This window comes from Ferdinandcohnia sp. GQ5, from assembly GCF_059759275.1.
Window position 1 is genome coordinate 166,731 of sequence record NZ_JCAXEW010000008.1, and the last position, 21,342, is coordinate 188,072.

17 protein-coding genes are annotated in these 21,342 nt (G+C 38.5%); 2 read left to right on the forward strand and 15 right to left on the reverse strand.

Annotated features, from left to right (window positions below):
• Window positions 1-99 precede the first annotated feature (99 nt).
• The 11 genes from meaB to AC6CHV_RS12100 form a co-directional block, all read right to left on the reverse strand.
• Window positions 100-1,200 (reverse strand): methylmalonyl Co-A mutase-associated GTPase MeaB, encoded by a 1,101-nt coding sequence (gene meaB, locus AC6CHV_RS12050; RefSeq protein ID WP_498078960.1) that lies wholly within the window; start codon window positions 1,198-1,200, stop codon window positions 100-102.
• Window positions 1,193-3,391 (reverse strand): methylmalonyl-CoA mutase, encoded by a 2,199-nt coding sequence (scpA, locus tag AC6CHV_RS12055; protein WP_440273418.1) that lies wholly within the window; start codon window positions 3,389-3,391, stop codon window positions 1,193-1,195. Before scpA ends, meaB begins: the two co-directional genes overlap by 8 nt.
• A gap of 1 nt (window position 3,392) precedes the next feature.
• A complete protein-coding gene (locus AC6CHV_RS12060; RefSeq protein ID WP_498078961.1) occupies window positions 3,393-5,291 on the reverse strand; it encodes a methylmalonyl-CoA mutase family protein in 1,899 nt (632 codons plus the stop codon).
• 107 nt (window positions 5,292-5,398) lie between these two features.
• On the reverse strand, window positions 5,399-6,682 hold the full coding sequence (locus AC6CHV_RS12065) for a 2-oxo acid dehydrogenase subunit E2 (RefSeq protein WP_498078962.1): 1,284 nt from the start codon (window positions 6,680-6,682) through the stop codon (window positions 5,399-5,401).
• Window positions 6,683-6,726: 44 nt separating this feature from the next.
• Window positions 6,727-7,710 (reverse strand): pyruvate dehydrogenase complex E1 component subunit beta, encoded by a 984-nt coding sequence (locus tag AC6CHV_RS12070; RefSeq protein WP_498078963.1) that lies wholly within the window; start codon window positions 7,708-7,710, stop codon window positions 6,727-6,729.
• A 12-nt stretch (window positions 7,711-7,722) separates the two neighbouring features.
• The gene (locus AC6CHV_RS12075; RefSeq protein WP_341330929.1) at window positions 7,723-8,718 is read right to left on the reverse strand and encodes a thiamine pyrophosphate-dependent dehydrogenase E1 component subunit alpha; all 996 of its coding nucleotides are present in this window, start codon (window positions 8,716-8,718) and stop codon (window positions 7,723-7,725) included.
• Window positions 8,719-8,798: 80 nt separating this feature from the next.
• Window positions 8,799-10,220 (reverse strand): dihydrolipoyl dehydrogenase, encoded by a 1,422-nt coding sequence (lpdA, locus tag AC6CHV_RS12080; RefSeq protein ID WP_440273421.1) that lies wholly within the window; start codon window positions 10,218-10,220, stop codon window positions 8,799-8,801.
• Between the two features lie 182 nt (window positions 10,221-10,402).
• On the reverse strand, window positions 10,403-11,527 hold the full coding sequence (gene buk / locus AC6CHV_RS12085) for a butyrate kinase (protein WP_498078969.1): 1,125 nt from the start codon (window positions 11,525-11,527) through the stop codon (window positions 10,403-10,405).
• 102 nt (window positions 11,528-11,629) lie between these two features.
• Entirely contained in the window at window positions 11,630-12,727 is a 1,098-nt protein-coding gene (gene bcd / locus AC6CHV_RS12090; RefSeq protein ID WP_440273422.1) for a branched-chain amino acid dehydrogenase, read from the reverse strand.
• Window positions 12,728-12,761: 34 nt separating this feature from the next.
• Entirely contained in the window at window positions 12,762-13,667 is a 906-nt protein-coding gene (gene yqiS / locus AC6CHV_RS12095; RefSeq protein ID WP_498078964.1) for a phosphate butyryltransferase, read from the reverse strand.
• A 158-nt stretch (window positions 13,668-13,825) separates the two neighbouring features.
• Window positions 13,826-15,547 (reverse strand): sigma 54-interacting transcriptional regulator, encoded by a 1,722-nt coding sequence (locus tag AC6CHV_RS12100; protein ID WP_341330925.1) that lies wholly within the window; start codon window positions 15,545-15,547, stop codon window positions 13,826-13,828.
• Window positions 15,548-15,720: 173 nt separating this feature from the next.
• On the opposite strand from AC6CHV_RS12100, the gene AC6CHV_RS12105 reads away from it, so the two are divergent.
• Window positions 15,721-15,984: a DUF2627 domain-containing protein gene (locus AC6CHV_RS12105; RefSeq protein ID WP_099351839.1), complete on the forward strand. Its 264-nt coding sequence runs from the start codon at window positions 15,721-15,723 to the stop codon at window positions 15,982-15,984.
• Window positions 15,985-16,032: 48 nt separating this feature from the next.
• Here the strand turns inward: AC6CHV_RS12105 and AC6CHV_RS12110 are convergent, their stop codons facing one another.
• Window positions 16,033-16,761: a glycerophosphodiester phosphodiesterase gene (locus tag AC6CHV_RS12110; protein ID WP_341333519.1), complete on the reverse strand. Its 729-nt coding sequence runs from the start codon at window positions 16,759-16,761 to the stop codon at window positions 16,033-16,035.
• 67 nt (window positions 16,762-16,828) lie between these two features.
• Here AC6CHV_RS12110 and AC6CHV_RS12115 point away from each other — a divergent pair, with 67 nt between their 5' ends.
• A complete protein-coding gene (locus AC6CHV_RS12115) occupies window positions 16,829-16,975 on the forward strand; it encodes a YycC family protein (RefSeq protein ID WP_309101019.1) in 147 nt (48 codons plus the stop codon).
• An 83-nt stretch (window positions 16,976-17,058) separates the two neighbouring features.
• On the opposite strand, the gene spo0A is transcribed toward AC6CHV_RS12115, so the two are convergent.
• The 3 genes from spo0A to recN all read right to left on the reverse strand — a co-directional run bounded on the left by spo0A (window position 17,059) and on the right by recN (window position 21,342).
• Window positions 17,059-17,847 carry a sporulation transcription factor Spo0A gene (gene spo0A, locus AC6CHV_RS12120; RefSeq protein WP_121447884.1) on the reverse strand — a complete coding sequence of 263 codons (789 nt, stop codon included), beginning with the start codon at window positions 17,845-17,847 and terminating at the stop codon, window positions 17,059-17,061.
• Between the two features lie 283 nt (window positions 17,848-18,130).
• Complete coding sequence (gene spoIVB / locus AC6CHV_RS12125) at window positions 18,131-19,420, reverse strand: SpoIVB peptidase (protein ID WP_341330924.1); 1,290 nt, start codon at window positions 19,418-19,420, stop codon at window positions 18,131-18,133.
• Between the two features lie 212 nt (window positions 19,421-19,632).
• Window positions 19,633-21,342: a DNA repair protein RecN gene (recN, locus tag AC6CHV_RS12130; RefSeq protein WP_341330923.1), complete on the reverse strand. Its 1,710-nt coding sequence runs from the start codon at window positions 21,340-21,342 to the stop codon at window positions 19,633-19,635.

Below are 21,342 nucleotides of genomic sequence, written 5' to 3' on the forward strand. Positions count from 1 at the left end.
TTTAAAATTACATTATTCGGGTATTCTATAAATACATCTAGATCATACCCCTAAACTCCCTAGATGGAAGGAAAGCAATATTTTGCTCTCCTTCTTTTTTTATGCTTCATATAGCTGAATTAATTCTTTCACAGCCGATGTTACATTTAAATCCCCCTGGACAACCTTATTTTCTAAAATGGGAAGTTGTGTTTTGATCGACGGATGGTTAAAGAAGCTTGCTTCAAGATAATCTTTAATCATCGCATTTATCCAATGCTTCGTTTGAGAATTCCTCCGCTCTGTAAAAACACCAGATTCTTTCGTCGTCTTAACAAACCGTTGGATAATTTTCCACATCTCTTCCATACCTTCATGATAAAGTGCTGAAGCTGTATACGCCTTTGATGACCAACCCTTCGTTGAAGGCTGAAGATAGTGGAGAATCCGATTGTACTCTCCGCGCGCTACCTTGGCCTTCTGTCTATTGTCACCATCGGCTTTATTGATTAATAATGCATCAGCTAGCTCCATGACCCCTTTTTTCATGACTTGTAATTCATCTCCTGCACCTGTCAAAACGAGAAGAAGGAAAAAATCTACCATACTTCTTACAACCACTTCACTTTGACCTACACCAATTGTCTCTACCAAAATCACATCAAAACCCGCTGCTTCGCAAAGTAAGATCGTTTCTCTTGTTTTTCGATGAACCCCACCAAGGGTCCCCCCTGAAGGTGATGGACGAATAAATGCTTTCTTATTTCGGGCAAGTGTCTCCATTCTCGTCTTATCCCCGAGAATACTTCCACCTGTAATACTGCTACTTGGGTCTACGGCTAAAACGGCTACACGATGCCCCTGTTCACATAAATACGAACCGAAACTCTCAATGAACGTACTTTTCCCCGCACCTGGTACCCCTGTTATACCAATCCTGACGGAGCTACCAGTATGGGGTAGAATTTCATTGATAACAGCCTGTGCCTGATCTTGATGACGGTTTGCATTACTTTCAACAAGGGTAATCGCTTGTGCAAGAATTGAGCGATTACCTTCTCGGATTCCTTGCACAAATTCTTCAATTGAACGCTCTTTCTTTTTCACAAATGTACGTTTTTCAGAGGGACTATCTTGCTCTTTTCCCTTCACGATTTCGGTTGTAAAACCATCAGAGGCATTTTCTGGCACCCACTCAGGACGATTTTTCTTGTCATTCATCGCTCTCTTCCTCATAACCTAAACGATGATAGATCTCCTCGATGACGGTTTGGGCGGCAACCGGTATAACTGTACCAGGTCCAAAAATAGCAGCAGCTCCTTGTTCTTTCAAGTACTCATAATCCTGTGCTGGGATGACACCGCCCACAATTACAATAATATCCTCACGTCCCAGTTTTCTTAGCTCTTCTATAAGCTGTGGGAGTAATGTTTTGTGGCCCGCAGCAAGAGAGCTCATTCCAACTACATGTACATCATTCTCCACTGCTTGTAGGGCTGTTTCTGCTGGTGTTTGGAATAACGGGCCGATATCCACATCAAAGCCAAGATCTGCAAAGGCAGTAGCAATTACTTTAGCTCCCCGGTCATGTCCATCCTGACCCATTTTTGCAATCAGGATTCTTGGGCGTCTTCCCTCATTCTCCATAAACTCATCCGTCATATGTTTAACATTCATTATCTCTTCCTCATTTGAATATTCAGAGCTATAGATTCCACTAATCGAACGAATAACAGCTTTATGTCTTTGTGATGCTTTTTCAACTGCTTTTGAAATTTCTCCCAAAGTCGCACGAACACGAGCCGCATTCACCGCTAGCTCCAACAAATTTCCGTCACCTGTTGCCACTGCGTTTGTAATAGCAGCTAATGCCTCATCGACTTTTTTGTCATCACGAGAGGCTTTTAACTCATTCAGTCTCTCAATTTGTTTCAGGCGAACTGCCGTATTATCAATATCTAAAATATCAATGGGGTCTTCTTTTTGTAATCGATATTTATTCACACCAATAATAGTCTCTTTGCCAGAATCAATTCTTGCCTGGCGTCTAGCGGAAGCCTCCTCAATTCTCATTTTTGGAAGACCTGTTTCAATAGCTTTTGTCATTCCACCAAGTTCCTCAATTTCCTCAATATGCTTCCACGCTCTATCCATAAGCTCCTTGGTTAAGGATTCAACATAATAGGATCCTCCCCACGGATCAATTACATTACAAATCCCGGTTTCATCTTGTAAATATAATTGCGTGTTTCGAGCGATTCGGGCAGAGAAATCAGTTGGAAGGGCAATCGCCTCATCAAGTGCATTTGTATGCAAGGATTGGGTATGACCAGAGACAGCTGCCAATGCTTCAATACATGTTCTTGTCACATTATTATATGGGTCTTGCTCTGTTAAGCTCCATCCTGAAGTTTGTGAATGTGTTCTTAATGCAAGTGATTTTGGATTTTTCGGATTGAAGGCCTTCATCATTTGCGCCCAAATGAGTCGAGCCGCTCTCATCTTTGCTACCTCCATAAAATAATTCATGCCAATTGCCCAGAAAAAAGACAATCGAGGTGCAAAGGAATCAATATCTATCCCTTTTTTAATTCCTGTTCGTACATATTCCAACCCATCTGCAAGGGTATATGCTAACTCAAGGTCTGCTGGTGCACCTGCTTCTTGCATGTGATATCCAGAAATACTAATGCTATTGAACTTCGGCATCTTGTTAGACGTGTACTCAAAAATATCGGAAATAATTCTCATCGAAGTTTCCGGTGGGTAAATATACGTATTTCTAACCATATATTCTTTTAATATATCATTCTGAATCGTACCTGATAATTTTTCAGGAGGAACCCCCTGCTCCTCTGCTGTAACAATATAGAAAGCCATGATTGGAAGAACCGCACCATTCATCGTCATCGAAACACTCATTTGATCGAGTGGAATCCCATCAAATAATGTTTTCATATCAAGAATCGAGTCAATCGCCACTCCAGCTTTACCAACATCACCAACAACACGAGGGTGGTCTGAATCATATCCACGATGAGTAGCTAAGTCAAATGCAACAGAAAGTCCTTTTTGCCCCATTGCAAGATTTCGGCGGTAAAAAGCATTACTTTCCTCTGCTGTGGAAAATCCTGCATACTGTCGAACTGTCCATGGGCGATTAACATACATCGTTGGATATGGTCCACGTAGAAATGGAGGAATACCTGGCATATAATCAAGATGGGTTAGCCCCTCCAAATCCTTTTCTGTATATAAAGGTTTTATTGCAATTTGTTCGTTTGTCTCAAATAGTAAATCCTCAATAGATTGATTGATTTCTTCTTCTACTCTCTTTGTCCACTGTTCAGGAGTAGAGGGTAGATCCGACTTCTTTAATTTTATTTTTGAAAGATCAAGTCTTTTAGCCATGTTACTTCACCCCCAACTCTTGTTGTAATTGATGTAAAAACTCAAAACAATTTGTGCCCATATGAATAAAACCACTGATTCCTGTATTTAGAAATTGTGCCTCATCTTCTGGTTTTCCTGCTATAAAGAAACGATAGTCTTTGTTGAATTCCTTGAGTTCACTACATATCCTCATTGTCATTTCTTTGTATGATTCGTCCTTCCCACAGAATACAAAGGTTGTCAGATTCATAGCCTTTGCACCTGCAATAGCGTCCTCAACTTTCAGATACCCATCATTTTTCAAAAGTTGGAAACCTCCTGCTTCAAAGAACCCAGTAATGAAGTCTGCTCTTGGTTTATGTTCAGGAATTGGACCTAAATTAATTAAACCAACCTTAGGACGTTCACCAGTAGCTCGCAGATAATCCTCTGAAGCTTTTCTCAGTAGTTCAAAGCTTTCCGAAATTCTTACTGATGGGATTGGATTGATGAAAGAGGATGACTCTGAGCTTTGCTTTTTGTCTTTTTGCACTATTTGACCAATCGATGTCTCTTGAATATTCGCATACATATTCGTGCCGACAATTTTATCTCTTCGAAGGTTCACATTTTTTTGTCTTTCCGATAATACTGTTGAGATACTTTCTTGAACACTTCCAGATTTTAAAGCTTCAAGCATTCCACCCTGTGACTCAATTTCTTTTAATAGCTTCCATGCGCTCTCTGCCAATTCGTTTGTTAATGCTTCGACATACCAGGACCCACCTGCAGGGTCAATCACCCTATTTAAAAAGGACTCCTTGTGAAGAATCGCTTGTGTGTTTCTTGCAATTCTTCTCGAAAAAGAATCCGACCTTTTGATTGGTTCATCAAATGCAGAAACGTGTAGACTATCGATTCCACCAACAATTGCAGAAAAAGCTTCTAAAGTAGACCGTAGCATATTCACATATGGGTCGTGAATTGTTTTTGTAAATGCTGATGTTCTTGCATGGATATGCATTTTTGAGGATTCTTCATTTCCTCCGTACGCTTCAATAACTGTCGACCAAATCATCCTTGCAGCTCTTATTTTGGCAATTTCCATAAATACATTTGAACCAATTGAAAACGTAAATGTCATTCGTTGTGCTATTTCATCAATTGAATGCTTTCTATCGAGTAATTCGGATATATATTCAATCCCAGTCCCAATAGTATAAGCAAGTTCTTGTACCGCATTTGCGCCACCATTATGATATGATGACCCTTTGACAAGAATCGTTCTTAAATTGGGTTGTTTCTCTGTGGCCCATTTTACCGATTCTGATAATTGTTCATAAGCAACTTCGAGTTTTGAAGGAAACTGACCATTCTCGACTAATACCGCTAGTGGGTCCATTCCGATTGTCCCTGTCAGAGAATCTTCTTTTGCATAAGCTTCAATCAATGATAAAAAAGGTAATAAATCAGTTTGTGCATCAATTAATACGGGTGTATTTGATAACGAGATGCCATGAAAGGCTTTTTTCATATCATTTTCGTTATATATGTCCAGCCCGTCACTCGAGTTATTCTCGGTTCGCAATGTAAAATGGATCATCGTTTGCCCATTTTGAAGTGCTTCCTTTAATGCATTATTGAATTCTTCAGGCGTTTGTATATCTATTTCCTGACTCACATGCCATGGATTGTTCACGTATCCAGTGAGTTTTGAACCGCGCACTTTTGATCCTTCTCCAGGCATATCTTTTAAAAACGGTATATGCTGAATGTCTTCCTTTGTATAAATAGGTTTTAGTGTGATTTTTTCATATGTTTTTTTATGTAATTTTTCAAGAGGCTTTCCTTTTAATGATTTTTCTGCTTCCTGTTTCCATGTCGCGTAATCTATGGATGGGAAGGTTATATCTTGGTAATTTTTCGATTTATTCGTCACAAGGATTCCCCTACCTTCGTAATCGTTTTCAACTATAATTTTAGTATATCTAATAGGATGTCGCAATGAATAGATAAAAGAAAAAAGACACTGCCTAAGCAATGTCTTTAGTAAATAGATGTATTTTCTTTCGTGGTAGTTTCAATGATTTCTTTGACCCGTGCTAAGAAACGACCTGCAATTAGTCCGTCTAACACACGATGGTCAAGAGACATACAAAGATTCACCATATCACGAACAGCAATCATTCCATTAATGATTACTGGTCGTTGCACGATTGATTCAACCTGTAGTATAGCTGCTTGTGGATAATTGATAATCCCCATTGACTGGATAGAACCAAATGAACCTGTATTATTCACCGTGAAGGTACCACCCTGCATATCGTCAGCTGAAAGCTTCCCAGTTCGAACCTTTGTTGCCAGCTCAGTGATTTCCCTTGCAATCCCTTTAATTGATTTTTCGTCGGCATTCTTAATAACTGGAACAAATAGAGCATCTTCTGTGGCAACCGCAATGGAAATATTAATATCCTTTTTCTGAATAATTTTATCTCCTGCCCACATTGAATTTATTTGTGGGAATTCCTTAAGCGCTTGAGCGACTGCTTTTACGAAAAACGCAAAGAATGTAAGATTAAACCCTTCCTTTTGTTTAAAATCATTTTTAATAGAATTTCTGTATGCAACCATATTGGTAGCATCCACTTCAATCATGGTCCATGCATGTGGTGCTTCATGTTTACTACGTAGCATATTTGCCGCAATCGCTTTACGCACCCCCGTTACTGGTATTTCAACATCACCAACAGTAACCGGTATGTTTGATGGTGGCGCAGGTCTACTCGTTTGTGGGCTAGCAACAGGTTGGCTAACAGGTTTAGACTCAACTGTTTCTACTTGTTGACCTGCTTTCGGTATCTGACCAGACTCAATCACCTTCTGGAGGTCCTTACGTGTTATTCTACCGCTTGCCCCAGTCCCCTTCACCTGAGTTAGATCGATTTCATGTTCCTGTGAAAGCTTTAGAACGGCCGGTGAATAGCGTAATTTTTGGGAAGTATCACTCTGCACTGCCACTACATTTGTAGCTTTTTCAGTAGTGTCTTCTTGGTCAGTGCTGGGGGTTGACTTCTGATCAGTTTCACTTCCTGCCGTTTCAATCACACAGATTACTTCACCGACTGCTAGAGTTTCTCCTTCTTCCGCAATAAGCTCTTTTATTGTTCCTGAAAACGAGGAAGGTACCTCTGCATTCACTTTATCCGTCATTACCTCAGCTAATGGATCATATTTGTTTACTGTATCTCCAACTTCAACAAGCCATTTACTAATGGTGCCCTCGGTTACACTCTCACCGAGTTGGGGCATTGTTATTTTTTCAGTCGCCAATCATGAAACCTCCTCAATTAAGCAGAATAATATTCTGCGCAAATTTAGAATTCCGCAAGCTCTCTCATTGCTTTTTCGACTTTATCCGGGTTCACCATGAAGAATTTTTCCATTGTTGGTGCGTATGGCATAGCAGGTACTTCTGGACCAGCAAGTCGCTTAATTGGTGCATCTAAATCAAATAAACAATTTTCAGCAATGATTGCGGAAACTTCACTTATTATACTTCCTTCTTTATTGTCTTCTGTTAACAGTAAGACTTTGCCCGTCTTAGTAGCTGCTTCAATAATAGCTTCTTTATCAAGCGGATATACGGTACGCAAATCAAGAATATGGGCTTGAATTCCATCCTTTGCAAGACGCTCTGCAGCCTGCAAAGCAAAATGCACACACAAGCCATACGTAATAACCGTAATATCGTCACCCTCACGCTTCACATCTGCTTTACCAATTGGCAGTACATAGTCATCATCTGGTACTTCGCCTTTAATTAAGCGATAGGCACGTTTATGTTCGAAAAATAAAACTGGGTCTTCATCACGAATAGCTGCCTTTAACAATCCTTTAACATCATAAGGGGTAGATGGCATCACAATTTTCAAGCCGGGTTGGTTTGCAAAAACCGCTTCAACGGATTGCGAATGATAAAGTGCACCATGGACTCCACCACCATACGGAGCACGAATTGTGATTGGACAACTCCAATCATTGTTCGAACGATATCGTATTTTAGCTGCTTCAGAAATGATTTGATTGACTGCAGGCATTATAAAATCTGCAAATTGCATTTCAGCAATAGGTCTCATTCCATACATTGCTGCACCAATTCCAACACCTGCAATGGCTGACTCAGCTAAAGGGGTGTCAATTACCCGTTGCTCCCCAAATTTTTCATATAGTCCATTTGTCGCCTTAAATACTCCACCTTTTTTTCCTACATCCTCACCCATTATAAAGACTTTAGGATCTCGTTCCATTTCTTCACGAATTGCCATTGTTACGGCATCAATATATGAAATTACAGGCATTCTTTTTCCCCCTTACTGTTCAGCGTAAACATATTTTAGAGCATGCTCTGGCTCCGCGTATGGAGCATTTTCTGCATAGTCTGTTGCTTCGTTAACAAGCTTCGCAATACGGTCTACGATTTCCTGTTCTTTTTCCTTATCTAGAACTCCTACTTCCTTTAAATAAGCCGCAAAAGAGAGGATTGGATCATTCTTCTTTGCTTCCGCCACTTCTTCCTGCTCACGATATGCACGATCATCATCATCAGATGAGTGTGCAGTCAGACGATACGAGATCGTCTCAACTAAAGTTGGTCCTTCTCCCCGACGGCCTCTGTCTGCTGCTTCTTTCACAGCTTTATATACTTCAAGTGGATCATTTCCGTCGACAGTTACACCGGGCATTCCATATCCAATAGCCCGATCGGAAATCTTTTCACAAGCTACCTGCTTTTCGTATGGAACAGAAATAGCGTATTTATTATTTTCACACATGAAGATAACAGGTAGTTTGTGGACGGCTGCAAAATTCGCACCTTCATGGAAATCACCTTGGTTAGATGAACCTTCACCGAATGTAACAAAAGTAACTAAATCTTTTCCTTCCATCCTTCCCCCTAGGGCTACACCTACTGCGTGAGGAACTTGTGTAGTAACTGGAGACGAACCCGTTACAATACGGTTTTTCTTTTGACCAAAATGACCAGGCATTTGACGTCCGCCTGAATTTGGGTCTTCAGCCTTTGCGAATGCAGACAACATCAATTCCTTTGCCGTCATTCCAAATGTAAGAACCACTCCCATATCCCGGTAATATGGCAACACATAATCTTTTTCACGTTCAAGGGCAAATGCGGCACCTACTTGTGCTGCTTCTTGACCTTGACAGGAAATAACAAATGGAATTTTACCCGCACGGTTTAATAACCACATTCTTTCATCTATTTTTCTTGCTAAAAGCATGGTTTCATACATTTCAAGAACTGCATCATCACTTAACCCCAATGCTTGATGACGATTTTCGGACATGAAAAGACCTCCTTAAAAAATCATTATTTTCGCAGGTTGGACAAGCCCGCTAATTAAAAAATATTAAAAACAGAACAAAATTATGCGTGTATGGCTTTACCATCAACAGCTAAAGCAGCTTCCCCGATCGCTTCAGACAAAGTTGGATGAGGGTGTATGGTGTGTGCAACCTCCCATGGAGTTGCATCTAGTACTCTTGCTAACCCAGCCTCTGAAATCATATCCGTTACATGTGGCCCAATCATATGAACACCAAGTAAATCGTCAGTAACTTCATCAACAACAAGTTTTACAAATCCATCAGATTCACCAAAAACAAGGGCTTTCCCGATTGCTCTAAATGAAAACTTCCCTACTTTCACTGTGTAACCTTTTTCTTTCGCTTCCTCTTCTGTAAAACCAACACTCGCTACTTCGGGATTACTGTATACACATTTAGAAACTAGTGAATAATCAATCGGCATCGGATTCTCACCAGCAATATGCTCGACCGCTACAATTCCCTCATGGGATGCAACGTGTGCAAGTTGAAGACCACCAATTACGTCTCCAATTGCATAAATATGAGACTCTTTCGTTTGGAAATATTCATTCGTTTTGATATACCCTTTTTCTACAAGAATTTCCGTATTTTCAAGGCCTATATTTTCTACATTTGCTTGTCGGCCGACAGATACAAGAACCTTTTCTGCTGAAAAAGATTTTATTTCGCCTTTTTGCTCAGCTTGAATCGAAATTCCTTCTCCTTTTTCAAGGGTCTCCGGCAATACTTTTGCACCTGTCACAATTTTTACGCCCTTTTTCTTAAGCAGCCGTTGCATTTCCTTTGAAATTTCATGATCCTCGGTTGGAAGAATTCGATTTGCATACTCAAGGACTGTTACTTCAACACCAAAATCGTGCAACATCGATGCCCATTCAATCCCTATTACACCTCCACCAACAATGACTATTGATTTTGGCAAACTCTCCATTTGAAGAGCTTCATCCGAAGTTAAAACGTATTCCCCATCAATTTCAAGTCCAGGTAAAGAACGTGGTCTAGATCCTGTTGCAATAATCACATTTTTAGGAATCAACATTTCATTTTCTTCGCCATTATTCATTTCGACTGAAATTGTCCCAGGCATTGGTGAAAATATAGATGGGCCTAAGATGCGACCATACCCGTCAACAACATCGATTTTCCCTTGTTTCATTAAATGTTGAACACCTTTATATAATTGCTCAGTAATTTTTGCTTTACGTTCCTGTACTTTTGAAAAATCTAGTGAAACATCTTTTGTGATAACACCAAATTCTTCACTTCTTTTCGTCGTTGCATACACTTCAGCACTTCTAAGCAGAGCTTTACTTGGGATACATCCTGCATGCAAACAGGTTCCACCAAGCTTACCTTTCTCTACTACTGCCACTTTCAGTCCCAGCTGTGAGGCACGAATGGCAGCTACATAGCCACCGGTCCCGCCTCCTAAAATCACTAAATCATATTCTTTTGACATGATATTCACCTTCTCGCTCCACTTATTTTAAGATGATGTTTAAAAAGTCGGCCGAAAATGACACATCTAATTTCTGCGTTGTCTTGCTTCTCCGTTCCTCACGTATTAACTGCATACGTTCCGGTACTCAAAGCTGCGCCGCCTTGAACTTATCGGTCCTTTTCAACCTCCATTTTAAACACTTATTTTAAGACCGGGGTTTGAAGTGGTTTCCCTGGATATTCTTTTTCCTTCTCTTCCCCTTGCAGTACACGCAATGCTCCCTCCGCCAGTGCCCTGAGTTCATTTTCTCCTGGCTGGACGATGACATCCGCAATCCAATTTACACGGTTAGAAATTTCGGAAATAAACTCATTTCCATAAGCTAATCCACCGGTTAGAATAATGGCATCTACTCGTCCAGATAAGGCTGCACTTGCTGCTCCTATTTCTTTGGAGATTTGATAGGCCATTGCCTGGTAAATTAATTTCGCCTTTTCATTACCATGTTTAATCATCTTTTCGACTTCAATTGCATTATTAGTACCAAGATATCCTACCAATCCACCATGACCTACAAGCTTTTTCATGATTTCTTCTCTAAAATATTGACCAGAAAAACAGAGATCGATTAAATCTCCAGCAGGAACTGTCCCAGCACGTTCTGGGCTAAATGGTCCATCACCATGCAACCCATTATTAACGTCCACAACTTTCCCTTGTCTATGGACACCGACAGTAATCCCTCCGCCCATATGAGTGACAATTAAATTTAACTCCTCATACTTTTTTCCGAGATCTTTCGCAATTCTTCGTGCGACTGCCTTTTGATTTAAAGCATGAAAAATGCTTCTTCTCTCAATTAAATCAAAGCCCGATATTCTGGCAATTGGCTCAAGCTCATCAACGACAACTGGATCGACAATATATGGAGGTATGTTTAAGCCAGATGCAATTTCATATGCTAATATACCCCCGAGGTTTGAGGCATGCTGGCCCGCGTAACCAATACGCAAATCATGAAGCATCTCATCATTAACTTTGTAAGTCCCACCTTGAATTGGTCTTAACAATCCACCTCTTCCACATACGGCATTTAATTTTGAAATATTTATACCCTCTTTATCTAATGTTTCAAGAATAGTTGTTTTTCGAAGTTCATATTGATCAATGATATTTTCATATGCGTCTAGTTCTGATATATCATGTCTAATCGTTTTCTCAAAAACCGAAAGTTCATTATCATATACGCCAATTTTCGTTGATGTCGACCCTGGATTGATAACAAGAATTCGATATTCTTTGTCCTGCAACATTGAAACCTCCATCTGCTTAAGGCTGTGCTTCGTTTGTTTTGCATTCATGTTTGCAACTTAATGAAGGTAAAAAGGAGGAAAAGCTTTGCTTAAGCCTTCCCCCACTACAAGCCTTTACTTTCTGCGACTTAAAATGTGGTGCCCGTTTTGTAAAAACTGGCTTCTAGAGTTTCTCATTCTTTCAATACGTTCTTCTGCCAATCGATCGGCAGCTTGGTAGGTAGGAATACCGTCTCTTTTTGCAATTTCAATGACCTTGGCAATTGTGTCATATATGAGTTCCACCTTTTTAAGAGCACGGTCTTGGTTGTAACCATATAATTCATCTGCAACATTGATGACTCCACCAGCATTAATAACATAATCTGGAGCGTAAACGATACCTAATTCATGTATCGTGTCACCATGACGAGGTTCTTTTAACTGATTGTTTGCAGACCCAGCAATAACCTTTGCTTTTAATTGTGGAATTGTCTCATCATTTACTGTGGCACCGAGTGCACAAGGAGCATAAATATCGCAATCCACCCCATAAATGTCGTTAGGGTCCACTGCTTTGGCACCAAAATCTCTTACCGCACGGTCTACTGCTTCTTTATTAATATCTGTTACGATTAGATTTGCCCCTTCTTCATGAAGGTATTTACAAAGTGTGTACGCCACATTTCCTACACCTTGAACAGCTACTATCTTTCCTTCAAGTGAATCCGAACCAAATGCTTCTTTTGCAGCTGCCTTCATACCGCGGTATACACCAAATGCAGTAACCGGAGATGGGTTTCCTGAAGATCCAAACGCTGGTGAGATACCTGTTACAAAATCTGTTTCTTCGTGAATAATATCCATATCTGCAACTGTAGTACCAACATCTTCAGCAGTGATGTATCGACCATTTAGCCCTTGGATATAACGTCCAAATGCACGGAACATTTCTTCATTTTTATCTTTACGTGGGTCACCAATTATAACTGTTTTACCTCCACCTAAATTTAATCCTGCAGCAGCATTTTTATAGGTCATACCTTTTGCTAATCTGAGCGCATCCTCAATTGCAGCTTCCTCTGAAGCATATGTCCACATACGAGTTCCACCAAGTGCTGGACCCAACGTTGTATCGTGAATAGCAATAATTGCCTTTAGTCCAGATTGTTTGTCCTGACAAAATACTAATTGTTCATAATCATATTTTTCCATGTAAGAAAAGATTTCCATTTGTATGTTCCTCCCAAGATTGACTAAAAGTTGATTACTTACTGGCAGAGCAAACAGCCAATGCCAATGAATATAATTTGCTTTTTGCAGAATCGGCTCTAGAAGTTAATACAATTGGGGCACGAGCACCCGCAATAACAGCCCCAACTTCTGCTTTTGCAAAATAGACTAATGATTTATATAATGCATTTCCAACTTCTATCGTTGGAACTAGCAAAATATCAGCCTGTCCAGCCACTTCACTCGCGATTCCTTTATGCACTGCTGCTGAAATAGAGATAGCGTTATCGAGCGCCAACGGTCCATCGACGACACAATTAGGAATTTGTCCGCGATGATTCATTTGGGTTAAAACTGCTGCATCCAATGTTGACTGCATTGAAGGATTAACCACTTCAACGGCCGCAATTGGTGCAACTTTTGGTAATGAGATACCGATTGAATTTGCCACTTTTACGGCATTAGTTAAAATCTGTATCTTTTCCTGAAGTTCCGGAGATATATTCATCGCCGCATCCGTAACGATGATGAGACGATCGTAATCTGGCACTTCAAATACAGCAACGTGTGATAGGATATTACCTGTCCGCAGTCCATACTCTTTATTCAAAACTGCCTTTAGAATAGTCGCGGTTGGAATATTTCCTTTCATTAGCACATCTGCTTCTCCTGAATGTACAGCTTTAACCGCAGCCACTGCCGCCTCTTCTTTTGAAGAGATATTTACTACAACAAGTGCCTCTTGTCCTAATTCATATCCCCCTTTTAAAGAAAGGATTTGTTCAATTTTTTCTTTATTACCAAACAATAAAAATCGGGAAAGCTTATTTTTTACGGCTTCTACTACAGCTTCAAGTACTTCTTCATCCTCAGCAGCTGCAACTGCAACGGTCACTTGTGATTGTTCGGCTGCAATATTAATAAGATCACTAAGTTTCATTTAGACTTTACCTTCTTTTCAATCAAAATTCCCTTTGTTACACCTTTTTATTATGCAATTATCGTGCCAACATATTATTTTGTAAGCGCTTTATTTCACTTACTTTCTCTTAATATTTTTGTGCAAATTTCTGCATACTTTGCAAATTGTTGCGTGCTTTAATTTGCAAGATTATATTTTTCCAACTTATAATACAGGCTTCTTAGGGATATCCCTAATGATTTAGCAGCTGCTGTTTTATTTCCGCCATTTAACCTTAATACTTCTTCAATTACTTCTGCTTCGTATTTTTCTACTAATTCCGTTAGTGGAACATCCTTAATTTCAGTCTCAGCTAACAATTGTTTGGTAGGAGCCTTCTCACTCAAACTATGTAATGGCTGTACATGTTTTATATCAATTAGTCTTTCCTGATAGTTCATAAAGATTACAGCTCTACCTAAGACATTCTCAAGCTCCCTAACATTCCCTGGCCAGTCATATTGATACAAATAATTGATTGCACCCTCAGTTAGTCCTTCGACTGTCCGACCATAATCCTGATTAATTTTATGCAGCAAATGTTCTGCTAGTGGTTTAATATCTTGTTTTCGCATACGCAATGAAGGGATATAAATCGGAATTTTATTTAAACGATAGTAGAGATCTTCTCTAAATGTTCCGTTGCCAATTCCTTTTTCTAAATTCACATTCGTAGCTGCAATAATTCTTACATCAATTGGAATTGGTTTTGTTCCACCAACTCGAACTATCTCTCGTTCCTGCAACACCCTTAGTAATTTGGCCTGGGTATTTAAGGACATCTCTCCAATTTCATCTAAGAAAATACTGCCATTGTTCGCTTCCTCAAAAATACCTCGTTTGCCACCACGTTTAGCTCCTGAAAACGCTCCTTCCTCATATCCAAAAAGCTCACTTTCTAACAGCGATTCAGAAATAGCAGCACAATTCACACGGACGAACTTATTAAATTTTCGTTTACTTTCATTATGTATTGCATGTGCAAATAACTCCTTACCCGTTCCCGATTCTCCTCTAAGTAAAACCGTAGCAGGAGTTTTTGCACCAAGTTTTGCTTGTTCAATAGCAAATTCCATTTCTTCAGATGAACCAATGATATCGTCGAACGTATATTTCGCTTCAAGTGAACGAATGATATGTCTGGCTCGATTTAATTCAGATGTTAATTGACTTATTTCAGATACATCATGAATGACACCAACACTACCCTTAAGCTTTCCATCCACAATGATCGGTGCAACATTAACAATTACATCTTTTTCGTGAGGCCCTACCTTCATACGGGCACCTCTTACAGCTCTTCTTGTTTTCAAAACCTGCATGTGCATACTTTCGCCTTCAGATATATCTGCATTTGCGGGTTTTCCAATTACCTGCTCTTTTTCTAGTCCAGTGATCCGAGTGTATGCGCGATTAATTAATATTCCTCTTCCATCTTCATCAACAACCGAAATGGCTTCTTCAGAGGATTGAATAATTGCTTCGAGCATTGTTTGTATCTCTTTTAAATTTGTAATTTCTTCAGCAAGATTTACAACCTCGGTAATATCTTTAAAAACAGCAAATGCTCCTAATAACATCCCCGATTCATTGACCATCGGAATTCGGGTTGTAATAATCTTACGTCCATTTTTCAGGACGAATTCTTGGTTGACCTCAATGGCTCTTGTCGTAAGTATTTCAGGTAATCTGCTATCAGGAATACACTCATATATATGTTTTCCAATTGCTTCTTCCTTCGTGACACCAATCATCTTTGATGCACTGTTGTTTAGTAAGATGACTTGGCTATCAATATTGATGACAATCATTCCATCATGGGTTGAATCTAAGATCAAATCGACCATAACTTTCTGCATAACCACAGTCACCCCCTAACAAATATGTAAACCATGCAATATTTTACATACTCCCATTACTCTCTTTGCAAAATAGTGCACACTTATATAATAACCTTAATTCTCCATCTTGACAAATTTTATTAATGACTTACATTTATATATAGGTCGTTTTTATTGAAAGGATTTTTGATATGCAACGTATACTAGCTCTAATAGTGCTATTAATACCAGGAGTTATTGCAGGGGTTGGAATTAAATTTATGAGGGATATGTTTTTCGGTGTCTTACACAGCCCTATTCCATCCTTAATGCTACAATTTATTATTGGCCTTATTTTCTTTTTAGCAGGTCTCTCATTTATTGGCGGATTCATTTTACACCGTGACCGGAAAAGAAATAAAGTTCAGGAAAAATTTCAAAACGAAAGTTCACCTGCTGGCGAGCAAAATAAATAATCCTGCTTTTTATAAGCAGGATTTTTTACATGTTTATTTATTACATTGTTATTTTGTTAAAGCTAACGCTTTTTTCGGATAATCTGTGATGATCGCGGAACAACCAAAATCTATAAGTTGCTTCATCTTTTTCTCATCATTTATTGTAAAAGGGCGTACAGCAATACCATTCAGCTTCGATTCTTCAACTATTTCCTTATTTATCGTCTGGTGATATGGATGAATGCCGTTCGTCTTAAGACGTTTTGCATAATCCCACGGCTTATAAATACCTTCCATATACAAAATGGCAAGTTCAATTTTAGTTGAAATGCGTCTACACTTAACTAAGCTATAATGATTAAAACTTGATAAAACAATTCGATTTTCCAGACCATAGTCACGAATCATCTTCAAGGTCTTTTCTTCTATACCCTTATACGAAACTAACCCGGTCTTAAATTCCACGTTTATTAGCAACTGGTTTGATTTTGCCCAATCAAATACCTCTTCAAGTGTCGGAATTTCACAAAAACCATACTTATCCTTAAACTTGTAGCTTACATCCATTTTTTTGATTTGTTTTAATGTATAATCTTTAACCCAGCCCTTATGTTTTCCATTCGTAGTACGATTAACGGTTTCATCATGGATGACCACAATGACTCCATCCTTTGTCATTTGAATATCTAACTCAATCCCATCTGCTCCAACCCTAGCCGCTTCTTTAAACGATATCATTGTATTTTCCGGGTGTGTTCCGGCAGAACCTCTATGACCAAAAATTTTCGTTTTCATCATTGATATTCTCCTTTTTTTGGTATACTTCCATTATAGTGTAATTTTAGTAAAGGGAGAACCAAATATGAGACCATTGCAAATTTCTGCTGAAACAGCAATCCGTTTATCAAAAGCCCTAAATGTTCCGATTGAGCAAATCATGCATATGCCCCAACATATTCTTGTACAAAAAATGATGGAGCTGGAGAAAGCCGAAAAAGAAGACAAATAAGAAAAACACCGTTTCCTCTTGGAAACGGTGTTTTTCTATCATATAACAAATAATAAGTTCAGTTGTAGTTATTCCTTACCCTCTCAAGAAGCTTTATGCTCAAGACGGAGCTTATCTGCTACCATTGCAATAAATTCTGAGTTTGTTGGTTTTGCTTTTGACATACTTACTGTATAACCAAAAAGACTAGAAATAGAATCGATATTGCCTCGACTCCATGCAACTTCGATTGCATGACGAATCGCACGCTCAACACGGCTTGCAGTTGTATTGAATTTCTTTGCAATGTCAGGATAAAGTACCTTTGTAATTGATCCTAATAATTCGATATCATTGTATACCATCGAGATTGCTTCTCTTAGGTAAAGATATCCTTTAATATGCGCAGGAACCCCAATTTCATGAATAATACTAGTAATGCTCGCATCTAAATTTTTCGGACTATTTTCCGTACGAACAACATTGCTTCCAGAATTACGTTTAATAATCGGGGCAGTCTTTCCGCTTACTTGACGAATTCGACTTGCAAGGTTTTCCATATCAAATGGCTTGAGAATAAAATACGCAGCACCTAAATCGACAGCTTTCTTCGTCACATCCTCTTGACCAAATGCTGTTAACATGATGACATTTGGCTGTTTTTCAAGATTTAATTCACGGAGCCTCTCTAATACTGCTAGGCCATCTAGATGAGGCATAATAATATCTAAAACGAGAACGTCTGGTTGTTTATCTTGAAGCATGTTTAGGCAATCCTGACCGTTATACGCAACACCTAATACTTCGATATCATCTTGGCTTGATAAATATTCATCAAGTAAATTAACCAGTTCTCTATTATCATCAACCACACAAACTTTAATTTTCTTCACTCTATTTCCTCCTCAAGCTTAAATCCAGAAAATTTGTATATATTCTTATTCTAAAGAAAGAATTCGACAATGCAATAAGAATTCCTTTAATTTTTTAAAAAAATAGGAAAATTTTATTGAAAAATAAATTATTCTCCATTATACTGAAGTATTCGACTAAAAACGCCAATATTTATTGATGAAATTTGGGTTTTGTCGAAAAATCTTTATGCCCTATTTATTATATAAGCTGAATCAAAATTTGGCGATATCTTTTATAGAAATGAACAAGAAAAGGCAAGCATTAGCTCGCCTTTTTTTGTTCTTTTTTATAAATATCAATTCCCGCCTCACTTAGCATCCACTCAATATGAACACCATATCCGCTAGTTGGGTCATTTACAAATACATGTGTAACGGCTCCAATTAGTTTACCGTCTTGAATAATTGGGCTACCGCTCATACCTTGGACGATACCGCCTGTTTTTTCTAATAGGCGTTTATCTGTTATCTTAACAACCATTCCTTTTGTAGCAGGAATTTTTTGAGGAACCGCACTTACAATTTCAATATCAAATTCCTCAACTTTATCATCTTCAACAACCGTTAAAATCTTCGCTGGCCCTGGTTTTACTTGGTGTGAAAGTGCAATTGGCAACGGCTTATCCATAATGCCATTATTCACTTGTTTATTTAATTCACCAAAAATGCCAAATGGACTATTACGTTTGATGTTCCCGATAATTTCTTTATCTGCTGAAAAACGCGCAAGCTTTTCACCAGGATCACCATTACTTCCTTTTTCAATCGAGGTAACAGTAGATCTAACAATTTGGCCATCCGATACGACAATAGGTTCTTTAGTATCCATATCTGAGATAACATGTCCTAATGCCCCGTACTTTTTCGTTTCCGGATGGTAGAAGGTCATAGTTCCTATACCCGCAGCTGAATCCCGTATATAAAGACCAATTCGATAAGCTTCATCGTTCTTATCCTTTAATGGCATGAGCTTTGCCTTTATATCTTCGTTGTCGCGAACAATTACAAGGTTTAACGGTTCTCCTGTCTTACCCGATTCTTGAACAAATGGTCCAACATCACTCATCTTTTCGATTTTCTTACCATTAATCTCTTTAATAATATCGCCAACCTCTACTCCAGCAATCTCACCTGGGGATTTTTTCCCATCTGCTGTTTCGATTTGGTGATGCCCAACAACCAAAACACCTAGTGTATTGAGTTTAACACCTATTGACTGTCCGCCAGGTATCACCTTAAAATCAGATAAAACATTTACATTAACCTTTTTTACGGGAATACCTGCTAATTCAACCATCATCTCACCTTCACCGCTTTCATTTGCAGCAACTGAGATTTGTTTGTTCTCCACCGCTGATGAAAAGGCAAAATTGGCATTATTAGTAGTTGTTGTGACTGGTAGTGAGGATTGGACTGTAAAATCTTGGCCTTCAAACAAAGTAAGTTGTAATGGAATTTCTAAATATTCTTTTACCGGCTTATAAAAACCTAAAGCCATTATTGAAACAAGGAGAAATGTACCGATTATATATCTAATTTTATCTATTTTCATTTATTTTTCACTCTCCTCGCTCCTATCCCACGCCATAAATCAAACCACTACTAAAAGAGGTGACTTGACTCACTAATAAAGTTTTTATGGCTACATTCTATAATTTGGCCTTTCAAGGCCACATTTATAACCACTTCGAGATTAAAAAAGCTACCCAATTTGGATAGCATTACAAATAAAAATTGCTTCTCATTTTGTATATCATAAATACATTAGTGGTTTACCATCTGTCTTGCATGTTTGCTTTCCTTCGCAAGTTTTAATAATTCCTGTGCATGTTCCTTTGTTAAATCCGTTATTTCGACCCCGGAAATCATTCTACTTATTTCTTTTACTTTGGCATCCTCATCCAATGGTGTTACGGATGTCATTGTTCTTCCTTGTACAGTCTCTTTGGATATAAACAAATGGGTATCTGCCATAGCTGCAACCTGCGGGAGATGGGAAATACAAAGTACTTGTGAACCTATTGAAATACCATGAATTTTTTCGGCGATTGCTTGTGCAACACGCCCACTAACCCCTGTATCAACCTCATCAAAAATAATGGATGTAACACCTTGATGTTTCGAAAAGATACCTTTTATGGCAAGCATAATCCTCGATAACTCTCCACCTGAGGCAATTTTTGCTAAAGGTTTAAGTGGTTCACCGGGATTTGTCGAAATGTAAAATTCAATATCATCTTTCCCATTTGGAGTGAATTTAATAGTCGAATCCTCAAAAAAGTTAATATCAAATTTTGCTTTTTCCATATATAGCTCTTTTAATTCCTGTTTAATTTTATGAATTAGTTCTTTTGCTAATTTTTTTCGAAGGTTTGAGATATTTTCAGCCTCAAGCTTCACATCCTCTAGTACTGACTCAAGTTCTTCTTTAATCTTTCCGATATGTTGCTCGCGATTTTGAATAGTATCGACTTCATCCTCTATTTTTGCTGCGTATTCGAGAATTTCCTCAACAGTATGTCCATATTTTCGCTTTAATTGAGCAATTTCATTTAAACGACCTTCAATATAGTCAAGTCTTGCAGGATCATATTCTAATTCGTCTAATTGAGTTCTGATTTTATAGGAGATTTCCTCTAACAAATAGAAGCTATTGGAGATGGTCTCATGGATATTTTTTAATTCTTTATCAATATCCATAATATCTTCTGCATGATTCATGGCTAACCCAACCCAGTCAAGTCCTTTTTGGTCACCATGTAGCGCATTATAACTATTTTGTAACGCTTTGAAGATTTTTTCGTAATTTGAAATCTTTCTTCTTTCCTCAGTTAATTCCACATCTTCATTCGGTTGCAAATTTGCATTGCCAATTTCATTTAATTGAAATTGAATTAAATCAAGTCGATGGGCCATTTCCTGTTCATTTTCATTAAAGCTTTTTAACCTTTGCTTTACTTGTAGATAGCTTTTATAAACCTCTTGATAGGCCCTTAATGCTTGTTCAAGTAATTTTCCACCGTATTGATCCAGCATATGAATATGTTGTTCCTGATTCATTAAATCTTGGTGTTCATGTTGACCATGGATATCGATTAATGTTCTGCCAAACTCACGAAGAATCGAAATGGTGACGAGTTTTCCGTTAATTCTACAGACACTTTTCCCTGATTTAGATATATCCCTACGTAAAACAATCATTCCCTCGCTAATTTCAATCCCAAACTCTTCAGCTTTTGCATAACAGGGGTGATTGTTATTATCGATTAAAAATAGCCCCTCTATTTCCGCTCGGTCTTCGCCATATCGTACAAATTCAACAGAGCCTCTTCCGCCCACCAATAAATGGACAGCATCAATTATGATGGACTTTCCCGCTCCTGTTTCACCCGTTAGAACTGTCAATCCTTTTTCTAATGAAACCGAAAGAGACTCAATAATGGCAAAGTTCTTTATTGATAATTCTGCTAACAA

Bases quoted from the DNA above. Each gene is read 5' to 3' on its own strand.
- buk (WP_498078969.1), bottom strand. From the start codon at position 11,527: ATGGAGGTTTCAATGTTGCAGGACAAAGAATATCGAATTCTTGTTATC.
- AC6CHV_RS12100 (WP_341330925.1), bottom strand. From the start codon at position 15,547: ATGCAGAAAGTTATGGTCGATTTGATCTTAGATTCAACCCATGATGGA.
- AC6CHV_RS12110 (WP_341333519.1), bottom strand. From the start codon at position 16,761: ATGAAAACGAAAATTTTTGGTCATAGAGGTTCTGCCGGAACACACCCG.
- AC6CHV_RS12105 (WP_099351839.1), top strand. From the start codon at position 15,721: ATGCAACGTATACTAGCTCTAATAGTGCTATTAATACCAGGAGTTATT.
- meaB (WP_498078960.1), bottom strand. From the start codon at position 1,200: ATGAATGACAAGAAAAATCGTCCTGAGTGGGTGCCAGAAAATGCCTCT.
- lpdA (WP_440273421.1), bottom strand. From the start codon at position 10,220: ATGTCAAAAGAATATGATTTAGTGATTTTAGGAGGCGGGACCGGTGGC.
- bcd (WP_440273422.1), bottom strand. From the start codon at position 12,727: ATGGAAATCTTTTCTTACATGGAAAAATATGATTATGAACAATTAGTA.
- AC6CHV_RS12075 (WP_341330929.1), bottom strand. From the start codon at position 8,718: ATGTCCGAAAATCGTCATCAAGCATTGGGGTTAAGTGATGATGCAGTT.
- AC6CHV_RS12115 (WP_309101019.1), top strand. From the start codon at position 16,829: ATGAGACCATTGCAAATTTCTGCTGAAACAGCAATCCGTTTATCAAAA.
- AC6CHV_RS12070 (WP_498078963.1), bottom strand. From the start codon at position 7,710: ATGCCTGTAATTTCATATATTGATGCCGTAACAATGGCAATTCGTGAA.
- spoIVB (WP_341330924.1), bottom strand. From the start codon at position 19,420: ATGAAAATAGATAAAATTAGATATATAATCGGTACATTTCTCCTTGTT.
- scpA (WP_440273418.1), bottom strand. From the start codon at position 3,391: ATGGCTAAAAGACTTGATCTTTCAAAAATAAAATTAAAGAAGTCGGAT.
- yqiS (WP_498078964.1), bottom strand. From the start codon at position 13,667: ATGAAACTTAGTGATCTTATTAATATTGCAGCCGAACAATCACAAGTG.